The sequence below is a fragment of the Thermococcus thermotolerans genome (assembly GCF_024707485.1).
Lineage (GTDB): Archaea > Methanobacteriota_B > Thermococci > Thermococcales > Thermococcaceae > Thermococcus > Thermococcus thermotolerans.
In genome coordinates this window covers 1,980,496-1,996,282 of sequence record NZ_CP102602.1, presented here as the reverse complement: position 1 = coordinate 1,996,282, position 15,787 = coordinate 1,980,496, and the positions used below count along the sequence as shown (strand labels likewise).

19 protein-coding genes are annotated in these 15,787 nt (G+C 56.2%); 11 read left to right on the top strand and 8 right to left on the bottom strand.

The features are described 5' to 3' along the window. Nucleotides 1–82 precede the first annotated feature (82 nt). The 5 genes from speE (at nucleotide 83) to NUS69_RS11225 (ending at nucleotide 3,439) form a co-directional block, all read left to right on the top strand. Nucleotides 83–934 carry a polyamine aminopropyltransferase gene (gene speE / locus NUS69_RS11245; protein WP_258085129.1) on the top strand — a complete coding sequence of 284 codons (852 nt, stop codon included), beginning with the start codon at nucleotides 83–85 and terminating at the stop codon, nucleotides 932–934. Between the two features lie 77 nt (nucleotides 935–1,011). Beyond that, entirely contained in the window at nucleotides 1,012–1,728 is a 717-nt protein-coding gene (locus NUS69_RS11240) for a creatininase family protein (RefSeq protein WP_258083802.1), read from the top strand. Next, nucleotides 1,728–2,369, top strand: a complete 642-nt coding sequence (locus NUS69_RS11235) for a hypothetical protein (protein ID WP_258083801.1) — start codon at nucleotides 1,728–1,730, stop codon at nucleotides 2,367–2,369. The genes NUS69_RS11240 and NUS69_RS11235 overlap by 1 nt, the downstream gene beginning before the upstream one ends. A 40-nt stretch (nucleotides 2,370–2,409) precedes the next feature. After that, nucleotides 2,410–3,222 carry a hypothetical protein gene (locus NUS69_RS11230; RefSeq protein WP_258085128.1) on the top strand — a complete coding sequence of 271 codons (813 nt, stop codon included), beginning with the start codon at nucleotides 2,410–2,412 and terminating at the stop codon, nucleotides 3,220–3,222. Nucleotides 3,223–3,286: 64 nt separating this feature from the next. Further along, nucleotides 3,287–3,439, top strand: a complete 153-nt coding sequence (locus tag NUS69_RS11225) for a DUF7128 family protein (RefSeq protein WP_258083800.1) — start codon at nucleotides 3,287–3,289, stop codon at nucleotides 3,437–3,439. Between the two features lie 76 nt (nucleotides 3,440–3,515). Here the strand turns inward: NUS69_RS11225 and NUS69_RS11220 are convergent, their stop codons facing one another. Both NUS69_RS11220 and NUS69_RS11215 read right to left on the bottom strand, forming a co-directional pair. Continuing rightward, nucleotides 3,516–4,520: a cell wall-binding repeat-containing protein gene (locus tag NUS69_RS11220; protein WP_258083799.1), complete on the bottom strand. Its 1,005-nt coding sequence runs from the start codon at nucleotides 4,518–4,520 to the stop codon at nucleotides 3,516–3,518. A gap of 45 nt (nucleotides 4,521–4,565) precedes the next feature. Further along, nucleotides 4,566–5,240, bottom strand: a complete 675-nt coding sequence (locus NUS69_RS11215; protein WP_258083798.1) for a metal-dependent hydrolase — start codon at nucleotides 5,238–5,240, stop codon at nucleotides 4,566–4,568. 185 nt (nucleotides 5,241–5,425) lie between these two features. Here NUS69_RS11215 and NUS69_RS11210 point away from each other — a divergent pair, with 185 nt between their 5' ends. From NUS69_RS11210 to NUS69_RS11200, 3 genes are read left to right on the top strand one after another with little or no spacing between them, the layout of a single operon-like run. After that, nucleotides 5,426–6,802 (top strand): acetate--CoA ligase family protein, encoded by a 1,377-nt coding sequence (locus NUS69_RS11210; protein WP_258085127.1) that lies wholly within the window; start codon nucleotides 5,426–5,428, stop codon nucleotides 6,800–6,802. Nucleotides 6,803–6,813: 11 nt separating this feature from the next. Next, nucleotides 6,814–8,754, top strand: a complete 1,941-nt coding sequence (gene iorA / locus NUS69_RS11205; protein ID WP_258083797.1) for an indolepyruvate ferredoxin oxidoreductase subunit alpha — start codon at nucleotides 6,814–6,816, stop codon at nucleotides 8,752–8,754. Further along, entirely contained in the window at nucleotides 8,751–9,365 is a 615-nt protein-coding gene (locus NUS69_RS11200) for an indolepyruvate oxidoreductase subunit beta (protein WP_258083796.1), read from the top strand. Before iorA ends, NUS69_RS11200 begins: the two co-directional genes overlap by 4 nt. 78 nt (nucleotides 9,366–9,443) lie before the next feature. Here the strand turns inward: NUS69_RS11200 and NUS69_RS11195 are convergent, their stop codons facing one another. Continuing rightward, the gene (locus NUS69_RS11195; protein WP_258083795.1) at nucleotides 9,444–10,454 is read right to left on the bottom strand and encodes a histone deacetylase family protein; all 1,011 of its coding nucleotides are present in this window, start codon (nucleotides 10,452–10,454) and stop codon (nucleotides 9,444–9,446) included. A 7-nt stretch (nucleotides 10,455–10,461) separates the two neighbouring features. After that, a complete protein-coding gene (locus NUS69_RS11190; RefSeq protein WP_055430193.1) occupies nucleotides 10,462–11,034 on the bottom strand; it encodes a TATA-box-binding protein in 573 nt (190 codons plus the stop codon). Between the two features lie 141 nt (nucleotides 11,035–11,175). Between NUS69_RS11190 and NUS69_RS11185 the strand changes: the two genes are divergently transcribed. Next, nucleotides 11,176–11,589: a DUF356 domain-containing protein gene (locus tag NUS69_RS11185; protein ID WP_258083794.1), complete on the top strand. Its 414-nt coding sequence runs from the start codon at nucleotides 11,176–11,178 to the stop codon at nucleotides 11,587–11,589. A 1-nt stretch (nucleotide 11,590) separates the two neighbouring features. Here the strand turns inward: NUS69_RS11185 and NUS69_RS11180 are convergent, their stop codons facing one another. After that, nucleotides 11,591–12,133, bottom strand: coding sequence for a multiprotein bridging factor aMBF1 (locus tag NUS69_RS11180; RefSeq protein WP_258083793.1), 543 nt, complete (start codon nucleotides 12,131–12,133; stop codon nucleotides 11,591–11,593). 70 nt (nucleotides 12,134–12,203) lie between these two features. Between NUS69_RS11180 and NUS69_RS11175 the strand changes: the two genes are divergently transcribed. Further along, complete coding sequence (locus tag NUS69_RS11175; RefSeq protein WP_258083792.1) at nucleotides 12,204–12,710, top strand: GNAT family N-acetyltransferase; 507 nt, start codon at nucleotides 12,204–12,206, stop codon at nucleotides 12,708–12,710. Between the two features lie 8 nt (nucleotides 12,711–12,718). Then, nucleotides 12,719–13,012 carry a hypothetical protein gene (locus tag NUS69_RS11170; RefSeq protein WP_258083791.1) on the top strand — a complete coding sequence of 98 codons (294 nt, stop codon included), beginning with the start codon at nucleotides 12,719–12,721 and terminating at the stop codon, nucleotides 13,010–13,012. A gap of 19 nt (nucleotides 13,013–13,031) precedes the next feature. Here the strand turns inward: NUS69_RS11170 and NUS69_RS11165 are convergent, their stop codons facing one another. From NUS69_RS11165 to NUS69_RS11155, 3 genes are read right to left on the bottom strand one after another with little or no spacing between them, the layout of a single operon-like run. Then, nucleotides 13,032–13,436 (bottom strand): Zn-ribbon domain-containing OB-fold protein, encoded by a 405-nt coding sequence (locus NUS69_RS11165; protein ID WP_258083790.1) that lies wholly within the window; start codon nucleotides 13,434–13,436, stop codon nucleotides 13,032–13,034. 1 nt (nucleotide 13,437) lies between these two features. Next, nucleotides 13,438–14,598, bottom strand: coding sequence for a thiolase domain-containing protein (locus NUS69_RS11160; protein ID WP_258083789.1), 1,161 nt, complete (start codon nucleotides 14,596–14,598; stop codon nucleotides 13,438–13,440). A gap of 10 nt (nucleotides 14,599–14,608) precedes the next feature. Further along, complete coding sequence (locus tag NUS69_RS11155; protein WP_258083788.1) at nucleotides 14,609–15,661, bottom strand: hydroxymethylglutaryl-CoA synthase; 1,053 nt, start codon at nucleotides 15,659–15,661, stop codon at nucleotides 14,609–14,611. Between the last annotated feature and the right edge of the window lie 126 nt (nucleotides 15,662–15,787).

Below are 15,787 nucleotides of genomic sequence, written 5' to 3'. Positions count from 1 at the left end.
AACCGCCTTATAAAAATATTCTTGGGGCCAAACGAACCTCAAGGTTTAAAACCCTTCACCATACCTAAGCACGGTGAGATTCATGGGATTCAACGAAAAGGAGAGAGCGTTCATAGAATGGTACCCTCGCGGTTACGGTGTGGGCTTTAAGGTCAAAGAGAGGCTGTTTGAGACACAGACGCAGTATCAGAGGCTTGAGCTGTACGAAACCGAGGGGTTCGGCAAGCTCCTCGTTCTCGACGGCACGGTTCAGCTTGTAGAAGTTGGCGAGGAGAGCTACCACGAACCGCTGGTTCACCCGGTTATGCTGGCCCATCCCAATCCGAGGAGGGTTCTCATCATCGGTGGAGGGGACGGCGGGACTCTCAGGGAAGTCCTGAGGCACGAAACCGTTGAGAGGGCCACTATGGTAGAGATAGACGAGATGGTCATGGAGGTTTCGAAGCTCTACCTCAACGTTGCGAGGGGCGCCTTTGAGGATCCCCGGGCAGAGGTGATAGTCGGCGACGGTGTGAAGTACCTCAGGGAGACGGAAGAGCACTTTGACGTCATCATAGTCGACTCCACAGACCCCGTTGGCCCGGCAAAGCTCCTCTTCAGTGAGGAATTTTACCGCTCAGCATATGAGAAGCTGAACGAAAAAGGTCTGTACATCACGCAGGCGGGGAGCGTTTACCTCTTCACGAACGAGCTCCTCGACGCATACAGGGCCATGAAGAGGGTCTTTGACCGGGTTTATTACTTCAGCTTCCCGGTAATCGGCTATGCCTCTCCCTGGAGCTTCCTCGTTGGAGTTAAGGGAGACGTTGACTTCACCAGAATCGACATGGAAAGGGCAAAAAAACTGGAGCTGTACTACTACGACCCCGAGAGGCATGAGACACTCTTCCAGATGCCGAAATACGTCAGAGACCTCCTTGAAGGGACCCAGTAACGCCCATCCCTTTTCTCATTCTCCTCAGCATAGAAAAGGCTTATGAGGATTCACGCCCAAAGGCAGTGGGGATACTCATGAGGATGGAGGAGCTAACGTGGCCCGAATTCGAGGGTCTTAAGGAGCGTGTTGGCACCGTTATAATCCCCGTGGGGAGTGTTGAAGCTCACGGGAGGCATTTACCCCTTGGAACAGATGTCTTTGCCCCTGTGGAGATAGCAGAGCGGGTCGAGGAGAGGCTCCGCCGGCTGGGTGTTGAAGTTCTCATAGCCCCACCCGTGTGGTACGGGCATACCTTCGTCCTTGACATATATCCCGGAACCATAAACGTGGATGGAGACGCGTTCAAGGCCTACGTTCGCGAGATAATAAAAGAGTTCGCGGCCGAAGGGTTCGGGAGAATCATCCTCCTCAACGGGCACGGTGGAAACTACTCGCCGCTGGTTCTTGCGGCTGAAGAAGTGGCCGGAGAGTTTCCGGAGACCGAGATCTGGCTCATAAACTGGTGGCTGGACTTCCGCGAAGACATACTGAGCATATGCTCCAGCCAAGGGCATGCGGGCCAGGACGAGACGTCTGTAATGCTGGCAATAAGGCCTGAACTCGTGAAGATGGAAAACGCTAGGGGAGAAAAGAGGAGCTCAAAGGTGAGAATAATCAAAAAAGACATAGGAAAGGAACTGTTCCCCGAAGGGGTAAACGATGACCCCTCCCTGGCGACGGCGGAGAAGGGGGAGGCAATCCTGAGCGTCGTTAGTGAAAAGATAGCCCGTCTTATAGCGGGGGGTACTTGATGGGACGGGAAGACGTTCTTGAGGAGGTCGATAGGCGTATAAAGCGCCTCCAAGCCGAGGTGGAGCTGGCCGAGGAAAGGCTCCGCTATCTTGACCGGATAGGCGCTCCGTCCAAGTACAGGGCACTCCGGAGAGAGGACTATTCAATTTACTACCTGCTCCTGATGGCGGTCTGGGTTCTCCTCGGATTCCTCGCGCTCATGGCCATCAGCCACCGTCTTCCCTACGGATTTAACTTCCCGCTGCTCCCGTATCTCCTCGTAGTGCTCGTTGTGATTGTGCTACCACTGGCCTATTACTACCTCAGCAGAAGGGAGGAACCGAAAACGCCCATGGACGAGCTTGAGGAACGGGAACGGCTCGCAAGGCTTGTGCTCTCCCTCTTTTATGTCCCCCTACGCGAGGCCATTGAAAAAGACGACAGAAAAGCCATGGAGAGTCTCGCCGAGGAGCTCCTCAACAACCCATTGCTTGCAGAGGCTGTTGAAAAAACAAAGGAGGGGGACCCAAAGGTCATGGCCTACGCCCTGTACCTGTACGCCACATACCGTCCGGAAATGGAGGGGGAGGTGAGAGAAACACTATCCATCCTCAGCAACAAGCCCCTACGGGCCCTCCTGTCCACCATTATAAAGGGCTAAGGTTATAACCCCTCCCGCCGTTCTCTCTCCGGTGAGACGCTTGAGGTTGGAAGTCCTGAGTAGAGATGATATGAACGCCCTCTCAAGGGAACTCAGCAGGGCGGGGATAATGAACAGAACCCGTGAGGAGGTAACACCCCAAATTTCCCACTACGTCGTTGTGGAGGGTACCTACGCCGAACTCGTCGAAAATGCAGGGGGGATAGAGCCCCTGCAGGAGAGCCTCGATGAGTTGAAGTTCGCATTCGAGGAGATAATTGAGAACTGGGAACCGGGTCAGGAAAAGGCCCTAGAAGAGCTGTTTGATGAGTCGGATCTGGGGAGGCTTATCGTACTTACGGCACTGATAGAGAGCGGTGCCGTTCGGGAAGAGGACGGAAAGCTGGTGCTCGTGAAAAAACCCGCCCTGGGATCACTGAGGGTGGAGCTCCGCTTCCCCATCGGGGAAGTCGAGGAGTACCTTGAAGAATTTGAGAAGCGCTTTGAAACGGGAATGATAACTGAATACACAATGGAGAAGAGGTACTTCGTCGAGGTAATGGAGGTCGAGAGGGAGCTGGTCGAGGCGGCGCTTGAGATAGCCGGAGAGTACGCCACGGAGGAGAGCATAGTCGAGGCAATGTTCGACGGCATAGCCCGCTCGGTTCTTGCGGACGTAATCTTGGAGCTGGCAAAGAAACACCGGAAGAAGAACGACCTCATAGAGGCCCTGCTGGAGCGGGAGCCCATAGTCGTCGAGGGCGAGCACGAGAGGCTCAACATATACTTCGACGAGGATGCCATAGAGGACTTCCTCAAGGAGCTCCAGACGCTTGGATACCTGAAGGTCAAGGGCAACCGGATATGGGTTTGATTTCCCTTTTCTGTCTTCCCCATCCGTAAAATTTTAAAAGGGCTTTTCTCACCTAACGCCGGAGGTGGGGGCAGTGGCGGAGCTGAAGGCGGTTATATTCTACGACCGCGATGGCACCCGCTACTACCGCTGCCCGCGCTGCGGAATGCTCTTCAGGAACTCCAAGGACTACACGAGGCACGTAAACAGGTCCCATGGCCATCTCTTCAAGAAGTGACTCTCCATTTTTCTTCGGGATGAGGATAACGGCCAGGTCTGAAGAAAGTGATGAGCGGTTTCGGGCTTGCCGACCGTTACTCCCTGAGGATTATCTCCTTCGTGAGCTTTACCGTGAACGTCTTGCCGACCTTCTCCCTCTCGACGAGTTGCTTCTTCTCAAGCTCCTGGATGATCCTGCTTATGGTCGGCCTGGAGTAGCCCGTGAGTTCTGGCAGCTCCTCCTGTTTGATGATTCCTCCCTTCTCAAGAATCGCCTTGACGACTATACGCTCCTTCTCGGTCAGCACCTCTATGGGAACCCTGTTGGCAGCCCAGCGCTTCTTGGCGTAGTAAAGGGAAACCGGAACCGCGATGGCAAGGGAGAGCAGTACTGCCGCTATTATCAGCACCCAGTTTGTCTCCTTTGGCTGTTCCGGAAGCCTTATCTCCAGGTTCTCCTTGACCCAGTAGGTCTCGTACCCCATCTCCTCTATCTTCTTCTGGACGTCCTTGGACATGCCCGCACCCATAAGGAGAACCAGGTTCGGGTTGAGCTTTTTCAGAGCGTTTGCTGTTGAGTCCGAGAGGGCATCTTCCTGGGTGAGGAGCAGGGGGTAGCCGTATATCATCGCCCACCTGGCGGCGGCCAGTGCGGAGCCGTAGTCGCTTGAGCTCGCTACCACAACGGTCTCGTAGCCGTTGGGATAAAAGCGCAACGCCAGCTTTGCGGCGGTTTCAGTTCTAACCGCGCCGCCTATCCTCTCCACAATGAACCCCATCCTGAGCAGTTCGTCTTGGACGTTGTCGCTTACAGCTTGGGAGTCGCCTATTATGAGCACGTGATTCCATCCGAACTGGGCGTAGCTCTGGAGCTGAGCTATAGTACCGGGGTCGAGTTCCTTCGGATTAACGGGAAGAATTGGGACGTCAAGCATCTTCGCGTAGGGAAGAGCGACGATGTAATCAATCATATCATCGTTTCGGACTATGATTAAATCGTATTTGGGCTTCTCGCCTCCATCCTGAGCGGAAGATAATGGAAGCAGGGATGATGAAAATGCCAGCAGGATGAGCGCCAACGCCAAGGCCCTTTTAACCATTCCACCACCTGAAAAAGGGGTAGGAAAAGCCCCTTAAAAGGTTTTTCAAAGCTCCAGGGTTTCCCCGGGCTTGAGGATTACGACTTCCGCCCTGTCCCCCACCAGCTTTCTGAACTCTTCGGGGTCAGCTGAAATCGGTGGCCATGTGTTGTAGTGCATCGGCACCACCTTCTTCGGCTTGAGAAGCTCCACCGCTTTAGCGGCCTCTCTAACGCCCATCGTGAAGTGACCGCCTATCGGAAGCAGGGCAACGTCTATAGGCCCGTAGAGCTCGTTAAAGAGCTCCATGTCCCTGAAGACGTAGGTATCCCCTGCGTGGTATATCTTAACGCCATCGAGCTCGACGATGTAGCCGCAGGCATTGCCTATGCTGTACTTGCCGTCACTGCTGGAGTGCCAGGCAGGAACCTGGACGATTTTGACACCGTCAACCTCCGTCGGACCGTAGTTCATGCCGATGGTGGTTATTCCCTTCTCGCTCTCAACGAGGTAGTTGGCTATGTCGTACATCGCAACGATTTTTGCCCCTGTTCTCCTGGCTATCTCGGCGGCATCGCCGACGTGGTCGCCGTGGGCATGGGTTACGAGTATGAGGTCAGCGTCGAGTTCCTCTGGCTTGGTGGCGGCCGCTGGGTTGCCCGTGAGGAACGGGTCTATCAGGATTTTCTTGCTCCCCTCTATCAGAAAAGCCGCGTGGCCCAGAAACTTCACCTTCACCATGATGCCACCCCTACGGATATAATAACCAGAACTTACTTAAGTCTTTCGACGATACAAAATATGGACAGTGGTGTCCTTTTTAGCCCATCAGAGCGTTACTTTTCCCCGTCCATGCTCATATCTGCCTCGCTGTCCTTTTTAGGAAAGCTTATATAGAATCCCACAGACTTTAGACCGGTGATGTGATGACGTTTGATTACTTCTTCAAGCCAAAGGGCATAGCGGTTATTGGGGCATCCAACGACCCGCTCAAGCTTGGCTATGAGGTCTTCAAGAACCTCAAGGATTACAAAGATGGCAAGGTTTACCCCGTGAACGTCAAGGACGAGGTTGTTCAGGGAGTCAAAGCGTATAAGAACGTAAAGGACATCCCCGGCGAGGTCGACCTTGCGGTCGTTGTAGTCCCGAAGCGCTTCGTCAAGCCCACCATAGAGGACTGCGGTGAGAAGGGCGTTAAGGGGATAATCCTAATTACAGCAGGCTTCGGTGAGGTCGGAGAGGAGGGGAAGAAGGAAGAGAGGGAGCTCGTCGAGATAGCCCACAGGTACGGCATGCGCATAGTCGGCCCCAACTGCGTCGGCATAATGAACACCCACAACGACATGAACGCCACCTTCGTGATGAACGCGAAGAAGGGCGACATAGCCTTCATAAGCCAGAGCGGTGCCCTCGGAGCGGGAATAATCTACAAGACGGTCAAGGAGGGCATAGGCTTCTCGAAGTTCGTGAGCATAGGCAACATGGCGGATGTTGACTTCTCCGAGTTCATGGAATACCTGGCAGACACCGAGGAGGACAAGGCGATAGCGCTCTACATCGAGGGCCTCAAGGACGGGAGGCGCTTCATGGAGGTCGCTAAGAGGGTGACCAAGAAGAAGCCCGTCATAGTCCTCAAGGCAGGGAAGAGCGAGAGCGGAGCGAGGGCAGCTTCGAGCCACACAGGCTCACTCGCAGGCTCGTACAAGATATACGAGGCGGCATTCAAGCAGAGTGGAATAATCGTCGCGGACACGATAGACGACATGCTCAGCATGGCGCGCGCTTTCACCCAGCCCCTTCCGAAGGGCAAGCGCGTCGCCATAATGACCAACGCCGGCGGACCAGGAGTCCTCACCGCCGACGAGATAGACAAGCGCGGATTAAAGCTCGCCGACCTTGAGGAGGAGACTATCGAGGGGCTCCGCTCGTTCCTTCCGCCGATGGCCGCTGTGAAGAACCCGGTTGACATGATCGCGAGTGCTCGCGGGGAGGACTACTACAAAACGGCAAAGCTTCTCCTTGAGGACCCGAACGTTGACATGCTCATAAGCATCTGCGTCGTCCCCACCTTCGCGGGAATGACCCCGACGGAACACGCTGAGGGCGTTATCAAGGCCGTTAAGGAGGTCAACAACGGCAAGCCCGTCCTCGGCCTCTTCATGGCGGGCTACGTGAGTGAAAAGGCCAAAGAGCTTCTCGAAGCTAACGGAATTCCAAGCTACGAGAGGCCCGAGGACGTTGCTGCCGGCGCTTATGCGCTTGTGGAGTTTGCGAAGGCAAGGGGAGTTTTGAAGGAGGAGTGAGGTGATTTTGGATGGCGAAGGTTACCGATATGGTTTTATGGGACAAGCCAGGGGAGAAGGTTCTTCTCCTCGGCAACCAAGCGATAGCACGCGGTGCCCTTGAGGCGAACATAGCGGTTTACGCCGCCTACCCCGGAACCCCGAGTTCGGAGCTTACCGACACAATGGCCATCGTCGCCAAGAAGGCCGGCGTATACATGGAGTACTCGACCAACGAGAAGGTCGCCTTCGAGACGGCTCTGGCCGCTGCATGGAGCGGTCTCCGTGCCATGACGGCAATGAAGCACGTCGGCCTCAACGTTGCTGCAGACACCTTCCTCAGCTCCGTCGGCATGGGCGTCGAGGGTGGATTCGTCATAATGGTGGCGGATGACCCGAGCATGTGGTCTTCACAGAACGAGCAGGACACGAGGGTTTACGCGAAGTTCGCCAACGTCCCGGTTCTTGAGCCGAGCTCGCCCCACGAGGCCAAGGAAATGACGAAGTACGCCTTCGAGCTCAGCGAGAAGTTCAAGCACTTCGTCATTCTAAGGACGACCACCAGGACCTCTCACGCTCGCGGTGACGTCGTTCTTGGGGAGCTCCCGGAGGAAATAAAGGCAGGAAAGAGGAAGTTTGGAAAGTTCAAAAAAGACCCGAACAGGTTCGTTGACGTTCCTGCCAACGCAAGAAAGTTCCACCCGATAATCCTGGAGAAGATAGAGAAGATCCGCGAGGAGTTCAACGACATGCCCTTCAACTGGATAGAGGGCGACGAGAGCGCGAAGGTCGGTATAATAGCTCCGGGATTGGCATACGCCTACGTCAAGGAAGCCCTTCACTGGCTTGGAGTTGAGAACGTAAAGGTCCTCAAGCTCGGAACCCCATTCCCGGTTCCCTACGGCCTGCTTGAGAAGTTCATGGACGGCCTTGAGAAGGTCCTCATCGTTGAGGAGCTTGAGCCCGTCGTTGAAGAGCAGGTCAAGACCTGGGCATACGACAGGGGTTTGAGGATCCCGATCCACGGGAAAGACCTCGTGCCCAGAGTTTACGAGATGACCACCAGGAGGGCGGTTACGGCTATAGCCAAGTTCCTCGGCATTGATGTCCCGCTGGACTACAGGGAGCTCGACGCCAAGTACAACAAAGCCCTTGAGATAGTCCCGCCGAGACCGCCGAGCCTCTGTCCGGCATGTCCCCACAGGAACAGCTTCTACGCCATAAAGAAGGCCACCAGGGCGAGGGGCATCTACCCGAGCGATATAGGCTGTTACACCCTCGGTCTCCTCCCGCCGCTCAACGCGGTTGACACCACCGTCGCGATGGGCGGCTCAATAGGCATCGCCCACGGCCTTGAGATAGCCCAGCACGGCTCCCTGAGCGAGGAGCAGAGGAAGAAGGAGAAGAAAGTCATAGTGGCCACCATAGGCGACTCGACCTTCTACCACACCGGACTTCCTGCCCTGGCCAACGCCATCTACAACCGCTCTAACGTGCTCATAGTGGTTCTCGACAACCTGGTCACGGCCATGACCGGCGACCAGCCGAACCCGAGCACCGGTCAGACGCCTCATGGCATGGGCAAGAGGATCCCGATAGAGGACGTCGCTAAGGCCATGGGTGCCGACTTCGTCGAGGTCGTTGACCCCTACGACATAAAGAAGACCTACGAGGTCATGAAGAAGGCCCTCGAGGTCGAAGGAGTCAGCGTCGTCGTGTCGAGACAGGTCTGTGCCCTCTACAAGATAGGCCAGATGAGAAGGAGAGGCGAGAAGTGGCCAATATACTACGTTGACGAAGAGGCCTGCACCGGCTGTAAGGTCTGTATCAACGCCTACGGATGTCCTGCCATCTACTGGGACGAGGAGAAGAGGCAGGCAAGGATAGAGCCCAGCATGTGCTGGGGCTGCGGTGGGTGTGCGCAGATCTGTCCGTTCGGTGCCTTCAAGCCCGTGGAGGAGGGAGAGGAATGAAGGTTAAGGAGTACAACATAGTCATCGCCGGTGTCGGCGGCCAGGGTGTCCTCACAGCCGCAAACATCCTCGGCTGGGCCGCCCTCAGGGCCGGCTACAAGGTGAGGATGGGTGAGGTTCACGGGATGAGCCAGCGCTTTGGTAGCGTTGTCTCGTACGTCCGCTTCGGCGAAGAAGTTTACGGCTCAATGGTTCCCGAAGGAAAGGGCGACGTTATACTCGGCTTCGAGCCGGTCGAGGCCCTCCGCTACATCAACCACCTCAGGCAGGGTGGAATGGTCGTCGTCAACACCAAGCCCATCGTCCCAGTCCAGGTCTCGATGGGTAAGGCCCGCTACCCGGAGATCGACGAGATAAAGAAGATCGTGGAAGAGGACTTCCGGGGCAAGTGGATAGGCTTCAACGCCGAGGAGCTCGCCATAAAGGCCGGCCACGTCGTCACGACCAACACAGTCCTCATCGGTGCGCTGACCCAGATTCCCGAGTTCCCGCTCGACGCGGAGCACGTCAGGGAAGTCATAAGGCTCAGCGTCCCGCCGAAGGCCGTCGACATGAACATGAAGGCCTTCGACCTCGGAATTGAAGCCGCGAAAGAGATTCTGGGGCTTTGACGCCCCAATTTCCACTTTTCTTCTGGGGATTGGCCAAAACTTACTTACCCCCGGGTAAGCTCCTTACCCCCCGGTAAGCTACAGCGGCCACCATTCCCTCTGAACTTCTACGACACGCTGGATAGTGGACAGGGCCTCGTATCCAGGCTCCACGGGGCCCTCCTGGGCTTCTCCGTTTAGGTATCCCCCAATGAACGCGGGGAGGCCCTTCATCAATCCGACATTGTAGCCACCCTCAAGGATAACCGCCAGGGAATAACCGGAGAGCATCGCACCTGCGTAGCGGAAGAACCGTTCCGTCAGTCTAAGCGTCGTGAGGCTCTCTCCAAGAAAGCCGTCGAAGCCTGCTGAGACAACCACGACATCGGGTTTCATCCCCTCCAGGATTGGAAGAACGATCTCCATCCATGCGAGGATGTAGTCGTCGTCTGTGGAGTAGTGGGGCATGGGGATGTTTACCTTACTCCCTTCCGCACCTTTCCCGCCAACGTCGTGCTCGTAGCCGCTCCAGGGATAGATGTCACGCTCGTGGAGGTCAATGTGGATAACATCACCATCGTTCCAGAATATCTCCTGCGTGCCGTTGCCGTGGTGGGCGTCGAAGTCAATCACCGTGACCTTTCCCCTGAGCTCTCTGAGGGCGTAGGCGGCAAAGGCGGTGTTGTTGAAGATGCAGAAACCGAGGGTTGAGGCGTTGAAAGCTCTTCCTGACCTGCCGGCATGGTGTCCCGGCGGTCTGACTAGGGCCAGGTGCAGTCCCTTTTTCTTCACCGCAAACTTCACGGCATCCCTTGCCGCGCCAAGGGCTGTGAGGGCCACTTCCCACGTGGCCGAGGACACGTAGGTGTCCGGATCGAGGTATTCAAAGGTGTTCGCCAGTTTTCTGATGCGCTCAACGTACTCCTCATCGTGGATCAGAAGGACATCGGCGGGCGATACAGGTTCAGGTTCCAGAATCAGTTCGTCATTCCACAGCCCCTTTTCGGAAAGGCCCCTTATCGCGTAGTCCAGTCTGGTCGGATTCTCAGGATGATAGCCCTCCGGCCTGTGCCCCCTGAAAATGGGGGAGTAAAAGACTCTGAAGGACAAGAGGGTTTCACCACTCCTCCTCTTCCTCGATAAGGCCGTACTTCTCCAGCTCACGGAGGAGCTTTCTGACGGCCTCCCAGGCATCGTGCTCGCTCTTGGCTCCAGAGCAGACTATCTTTCCGGACGAGAAGAGCAGTATAACCGCCCTCGGCTCCTTGACGCGGTAGATAACGCCGGGGAACTGCTCCGGCTCGTACTCACAGTTGGGAAGGCTCAATGCTACCGCATCGAGGTTGAACTCCATGCCTATGTCGCCGCTGAAGACCATGTTCTGGATGTCTATCTGGGGCGCACGCTGGAACTTGGCGCCTATCTTCTTGAGCATCTGGATGAGCTTGTTGACGGCGCGCTCTATGTCCTCGACGCTCTTGGCGCCGGTAACGACGAGCTTGCCGGAGCTGAATATAAGGAGCGCCACCTTTGGTTCCTCGAAGCGGCATATTATCCCCGGGAACTCCTCGGGGTTATACTTGGAGTTGGGACATATCTCTATGACCTTTTCAAGGTTCAGCTGCGTAAAGAGATCCACAGAAGCGACGATGTTCTCGATTCTGAGCTTTACATTGCTCATGTCTACCAAGGCTTACACCTCCGGATGGTGGGTTTAAAAACCCTTTATAAATGAGGCATGTTGAGTTTTTAAAGCTTTAGGTCTTTGAGTCGATGAAACCTCGGTGAGAAGGCTTAAAAGGTGCCGGCACAAGGAGAGCACGGTGATAGCATGAGAAACACGATTGTGTTAGTAAGGACCGACAACTTTCAGAAGGCCAGCATAGCATTGGCCGACCTCGTCCGCTACGGCGGTATGCAGATACGCGGCGACCCGAGGATCATTCCTCCCGCCCTCTCTGACTGGGCCTTTGAGAAGATAAGCGGTGAGAAGCCGAGGAGGCGCTTCCGGGCACACGTGATTGCCCAGATAGACCTTCCGCCGGCGAAGGCCATCGGCAGGCTCATGGACATCCATCCGCCGGCACATGTTCTCGTAATCCCGCCCGACACGGAGGTCTGGGAGGAGCTGATACGCCTCTGGAGCACCTTTGAGAAGCTCAAGGGTTTCCACCCCCCAAAGAGAACCAAGGCGGAGGAGCTCAGGAAGAAGAGAGAGGAAGAGGAGGAGCTGGAGGAGTTTTAACTCACTTCTTCTTCCGCTTTCGTATCCTGATGTTGGCTATATCCCCGAGCGTCGGCTCGTAGTCCCTCGGGATGGTCTTTTTCTCAAGGAGCTCCCCACCTTCGGTCTCAATGAGGGTTATCTTGAAGTACTTCTCCAGTTTCCGGGCTTCTTTTATCGTCGGCTCACGGTAGCCGTGGGCTATTGCCCTCAAATCGTTCATCGAAAGGCCTATCTCGTGGGACAGCTCCTCGTAGCTCTTCCCCGAGCGCTGTATCGCCCTGTAAACCCTCTCTGCGTAGTCCTCCACGATCTCCTCCGTGTAGAGCGGCCTCTCGGTTCTCGGTTTGGACGGCCTCGGCCTTGGGGCCGGCCTGGAGTAGGTTCTCCTGACGGGCTGCCTTCCGGTGGGCATTATGCTGAATGTTCCGGGCTTCTTTCCGCCGTATTTCTCATAACAGCGGTTGCAAACGAGAACCTCCGCCCCCTCAAGCCTTATCTTGTGGCCCTGTCCCCTTATTGGAGCCCCACATATCTCGCAGTATCTGGGCTTGGCTTTCCCCATCTCAACCACCTTCTTGCTCCACTTAAGGCTCGAAGTCAGGCTTTTTAAACCCCTCGATGAGCTTATATTGATGAGCGGGGTGAGGATAGAGAGGCTCCAAAGGCTCGATCAGGAAACGCTGGAGAGGCTCATTGAGATATACATGAGAGGATACGAGGGCATGCGCGAGTACGGCGGTGAAGGGGAGAGCTACGCGAAGCGCTACCTCAGGTGGTGCTGGGACAAGGCAAAGGCCGGCTTTTTCGTCGCAAAGGTTGGTGACGAAATAGCGGGCTTTATAGTCTGCGACAACGACTGGTACAGCAAATACGAGGGAAGAACAGTTGGGGCAATTCACGAGTTCGTGGTTGACAAACGGTTCCAAGGGCACGGAATAGGCCACAGGCTCATGGAAAAGTGCCTGGAGTACCTGGCGGAGCACAACGACAGAATAGAGCTATGGGTCGGGGAGAAGAACGAGAAGGCCATCAGGTTCTACGAGGATTACGGGTTCAAACGCGTCGGCCAGAGCGGGATATGGGTGCGTATGGTCAAAGACCTTCGGAAGGATGATGCACCCCGAGAAAAAGGGAAGTAGGTGGTTTGATGTCCTGCATAAAACCGCCCGAGCCCGAGAAGGTGAGGAAATTGAAGGAAGAAAGTTTCATACGCGAAGGCAAAGGCAGGTTGAGGGTCGTTATAGAGAGCGAGGAGGAGCGGATTGAGACCACCATGAACGGCTCCCTGAAGAGCATCGACGAGATGGCAGAGATGCTCGGCGTCGATCCCAAGAACGGGAAGATAGAGGCCGTCGTCGATGGGGTGAAGGTCACCGCCGAGCGCGGAAGGCTGGAGATGGAGTTCGAGAACGGGGACAGACTGAGGGTTGAGAAGGTATAAAGGGAGACAGAAAAAGCCTTCACTTCACAGGCGGCCTGAACTTGTAGCCGTAGAGGATTATTCCGTCCTCCTCGAACTCCCTTATCTTCTTGGTGACGACCTCGACCTCCATTCCGAAGTCTATCTCCTCGGGGTCAACGTCGGTCAGCTGGGCGAGTACTACCGGCCCCTCCTCAAGCTCTATCAGTGCCAGCGGGAAGGGCTTGTAGTACTCGAAGCCGCTCGGCGGGTTTCTTACTATCGTCCAGCTGATGACCTTGCCCTTTCCGCTCAGCTCGATTTCCTCGACGTTTCTTGAGCCGCAGACAGGACAAATCGACCTCTTCGGAAAGTGGACGTGATCGTTCTCGCACTTTCCGCCTATGAGCCTGTACTTCTCACGGAAGTGCCTCCAATAGCGGGAAACCTGCATCGGGCGCGCCATTTCAGACCCTCCTAAAGACATTGACCGTTATGTTCGAACCGGTTCCACCTATGTTTTGGGTCAGGCCGATTTCCGCATCGGGCACCTGGCTCGGCGCCTCGCCGCGGAGCTGGAGCACCGCCTCAACCGTCTGGTAAACGCCGGTCGCTCCAACCGGATGACCGCGAGCCTTGAGACCTCCCATGGTCTGTATCGGATAGTCGGCATCAATGGCTATCTGTCCTTCCCTAGCAAGCTTTGCTCCCTCTCCCTTCTTGGCAACACCGAGGGCTTCGAGGCTGAGTGCCGCCATGACGGTAAAGGCGTCATGAACCTCGAAGAAGTCGATGTCCTTGGCGGTAACGCCAGCCATCCTGTATGCTCTCTCAGCGGCGACCTTTGCCGCCTTGAGGGTGAGTAAATCCTCCCTGCTGGCGAGGCTTATGGTGTCTATGGCGCGCCCCATTCCGGCTACTTCGACCCACTTCTCCTTAGAAACGCCTAGTTCTTTGGCCTTCTCGGGGGTTGTGATTATGACCGCGGCGGATCCGTCGCAGACCGGCGAGGCGTCGAAGAGCTTGAGCGGATCGGCAACGTAGGGGCTCTTGAGAACGGTCTCGACCTTAATCGGGCGCTTGAACATGGCGTAGGGGTTCTTGGCACCGTTGGAGTGCGCGTTAACTGCGAAGAGCGCCAGATCCTCTTCGGTATAGCCGTAGGTCTTCATGTAGTAGCGCATCACGAGCGCGTTTAAGGCAACAAAACTCGCCCCGTGGAAGAGCTCCCACTCGGCGTCAGCCGCATAGGCGAGGTATCTGGTGGCGTCGCTCGGCCAGGCGTCGGTCATCTTCTCGACGCCAACCACCGCAACCACGTCTTCCAGTCCGCTGAGGACAGCCTTAACGCCCTCCTGGACGGCGGCACCGCCGCTGGCACATGCTGCTTCGATTTTAACGGCGGGGATGTTCCCGAGTCCGGCCCAGTCCGCTATGAGGGCCCCGAGGTTCTCCTGCTCAACGAATGGGCCAGAAATCATGTTTCCAACATAGAGTGAATCGACCTTGTCTATTCCAGCATCATCCATAGCGTTGAGGAGCGCCTCGACCGCGAGATCCCTCAGCCCGAGCTTCCAGTGCTCACCAACGGGGGTCATACCGGCACCGATTATGACAGCCTTCCTCATCTCAACCACCTCACATGATGAACTTTCTCCTCGCCTTCGCGTAGAGGGCGTAGTCGATGTACTTCTTCCTGTTCACGTAGTCCATGGTCTTCGGAGCCAGCTCGCGTTTCTCCTCGATGGCGTCCTGGACGACAATGCTGAAGGCGTCGCTTCCGGCACCCGAGCCGAAGCTGACCCACAGGATCCTGTCTCCGGGCTTGGCTATGTCGAGAACGGCAGAGACACCAACCATGGTGGCGCCGCTGTAGGTGTTTCCGATGATTCCGGTGAGCAGGCCGGGGAGAACCTTCTCCTTCGGAATGCCGAGGATCTTGGCAACGGTGAGCGGGAACTTGACGTTCGGCTGGTGGAAGACGGCGTAGTCGAAGTCGTCCACTGTGAGGTCGAGCTCTTCCATGAGGGTTTTGGCCGCGTTGACTATGTGGTGGAAGTATGCTGGTTCACCGGTGAACCTGTTGCCGTGCCTCGGGTAGTGCTCGTGCTGGCGCCTCCAGAAGTCGGGCGTGTCTGTGACGTAGGAGTAGCTACCTTCGAAGTATGCCACGGTATCGGAGCTCTTCGGCCCGACTATGAAGGCCGCTCCACCTGCTCCGGCTGTGAACTCAAGGTGGTCGCCGGGCCTTCCCTGAGCGGTGTCGGCTCCAATGGCCATGGCATAGTCAGCCATCTCTGAGCCGACGAAGCCTATTGCAGTCTGAAGCGCCTCGGTCCCGGCCTTACAGGCGAACTCAAAGTCCGCCGTGCTGACGTCCGGGGTCGCGCCTATCGCCTCGGCAATGACCGTGCCAGTCGGCTTAACGGCGTAGGGCTTGCTCTCGCTTCCAAACCAGACGGCGCGGATAAGCTTCGGGTCTATCCCTGCCCTCTTAAGGGCGTTTCTCGCGGCCTCAATTCCTATCGTGAGCGCGTCCTCGTCAAGGCCGGGGACTGCCTTCTCCTGTATTGGGAAACTCGAAACCCCCCAGACCCTTCCTATCTCTTCGGCCTTGATTCTATACATTGGAACATAGGCACCGTAGCCGACGATGCCGACTTCGCGCCTTGGCTTCAGGAGCTTTTTCATGGTGCATCCCCCACAAAAGCTGAACGTGACTTCGGCTAAGGTTGAGGGGCGCGTTATAAAAGTCTTTCGGTGAAAGTAAAAGGTTTTTTCGACGATTGGCTATACCGACGTATATAAAGGGTGACG

Excerpts from the sequence above, each read along its gene's own strand:
- NUS69_RS11165 (WP_258083790.1), bottom strand. The coding sequence starts at position 13,436 with ATGGCGCGCCCGATGCAGGTTTCCCGCTATTGGAGGCACTTCCGTGAG.
- speE (WP_258085129.1), top strand. The coding sequence starts at position 83 with ATGGGATTCAACGAAAAGGAGAGAGCGTTCATAGAATGGTACCCTCGC.
- NUS69_RS11220 (WP_258083799.1), bottom strand. The coding sequence starts at position 4,520 with ATGGTTAAAAGGGCCTTGGCGTTGGCGCTCATCCTGCTGGCATTTTCA.
- NUS69_RS11215 (WP_258083798.1), bottom strand. The coding sequence starts at position 5,240 with ATGGTGAAGGTGAAGTTTCTGGGCCACGCGGCTTTTCTGATAGAGGGG.
- iorA (WP_258083797.1), top strand. The coding sequence starts at position 6,814 with ATGGCGAAGGTTACCGATATGGTTTTATGGGACAAGCCAGGGGAGAAG.
- NUS69_RS11235 (WP_258083801.1), top strand. The coding sequence starts at position 1,728 with ATGGGACGGGAAGACGTTCTTGAGGAGGTCGATAGGCGTATAAAGCGC.
- NUS69_RS11160 (WP_258083789.1), bottom strand. The coding sequence starts at position 14,598 with ATGAGGAAGGCTGTCATAATCGGTGCCGGTATGACCCCCGTTGGTGAG.
- NUS69_RS11155 (WP_258083788.1), bottom strand. The coding sequence starts at position 15,661 with ATGAAAAAGCTCCTGAAGCCAAGGCGCGAAGTCGGCATCGTCGGCTAC.
- NUS69_RS11180 (WP_258083793.1), bottom strand. The coding sequence starts at position 12,133 with ATGGGGAAAGCCAAGCCCAGATACTGCGAGATATGTGGGGCTCCAATA.
- NUS69_RS11210 (WP_258085127.1), top strand. The coding sequence starts at position 5,426 with ATGACGTTTGATTACTTCTTCAAGCCAAAGGGCATAGCGGTTATTGGG.
- NUS69_RS11200 (WP_258083796.1), top strand. The coding sequence starts at position 8,751 with ATGAAGGTTAAGGAGTACAACATAGTCATCGCCGGTGTCGGCGGCCAG.
- NUS69_RS11185 (WP_258083794.1), top strand. The coding sequence starts at position 11,176 with ATGAGAAACACGATTGTGTTAGTAAGGACCGACAACTTTCAGAAGGCC.
- NUS69_RS11240 (WP_258083802.1), top strand. The coding sequence starts at position 1,012 with ATGAGGATGGAGGAGCTAACGTGGCCCGAATTCGAGGGTCTTAAGGAG.
- NUS69_RS11170 (WP_258083791.1), top strand. The coding sequence starts at position 12,719 with ATGTCCTGCATAAAACCGCCCGAGCCCGAGAAGGTGAGGAAATTGAAG.
- NUS69_RS11175 (WP_258083792.1), top strand. The coding sequence starts at position 12,204 with ATGAGCGGGGTGAGGATAGAGAGGCTCCAAAGGCTCGATCAGGAAACG.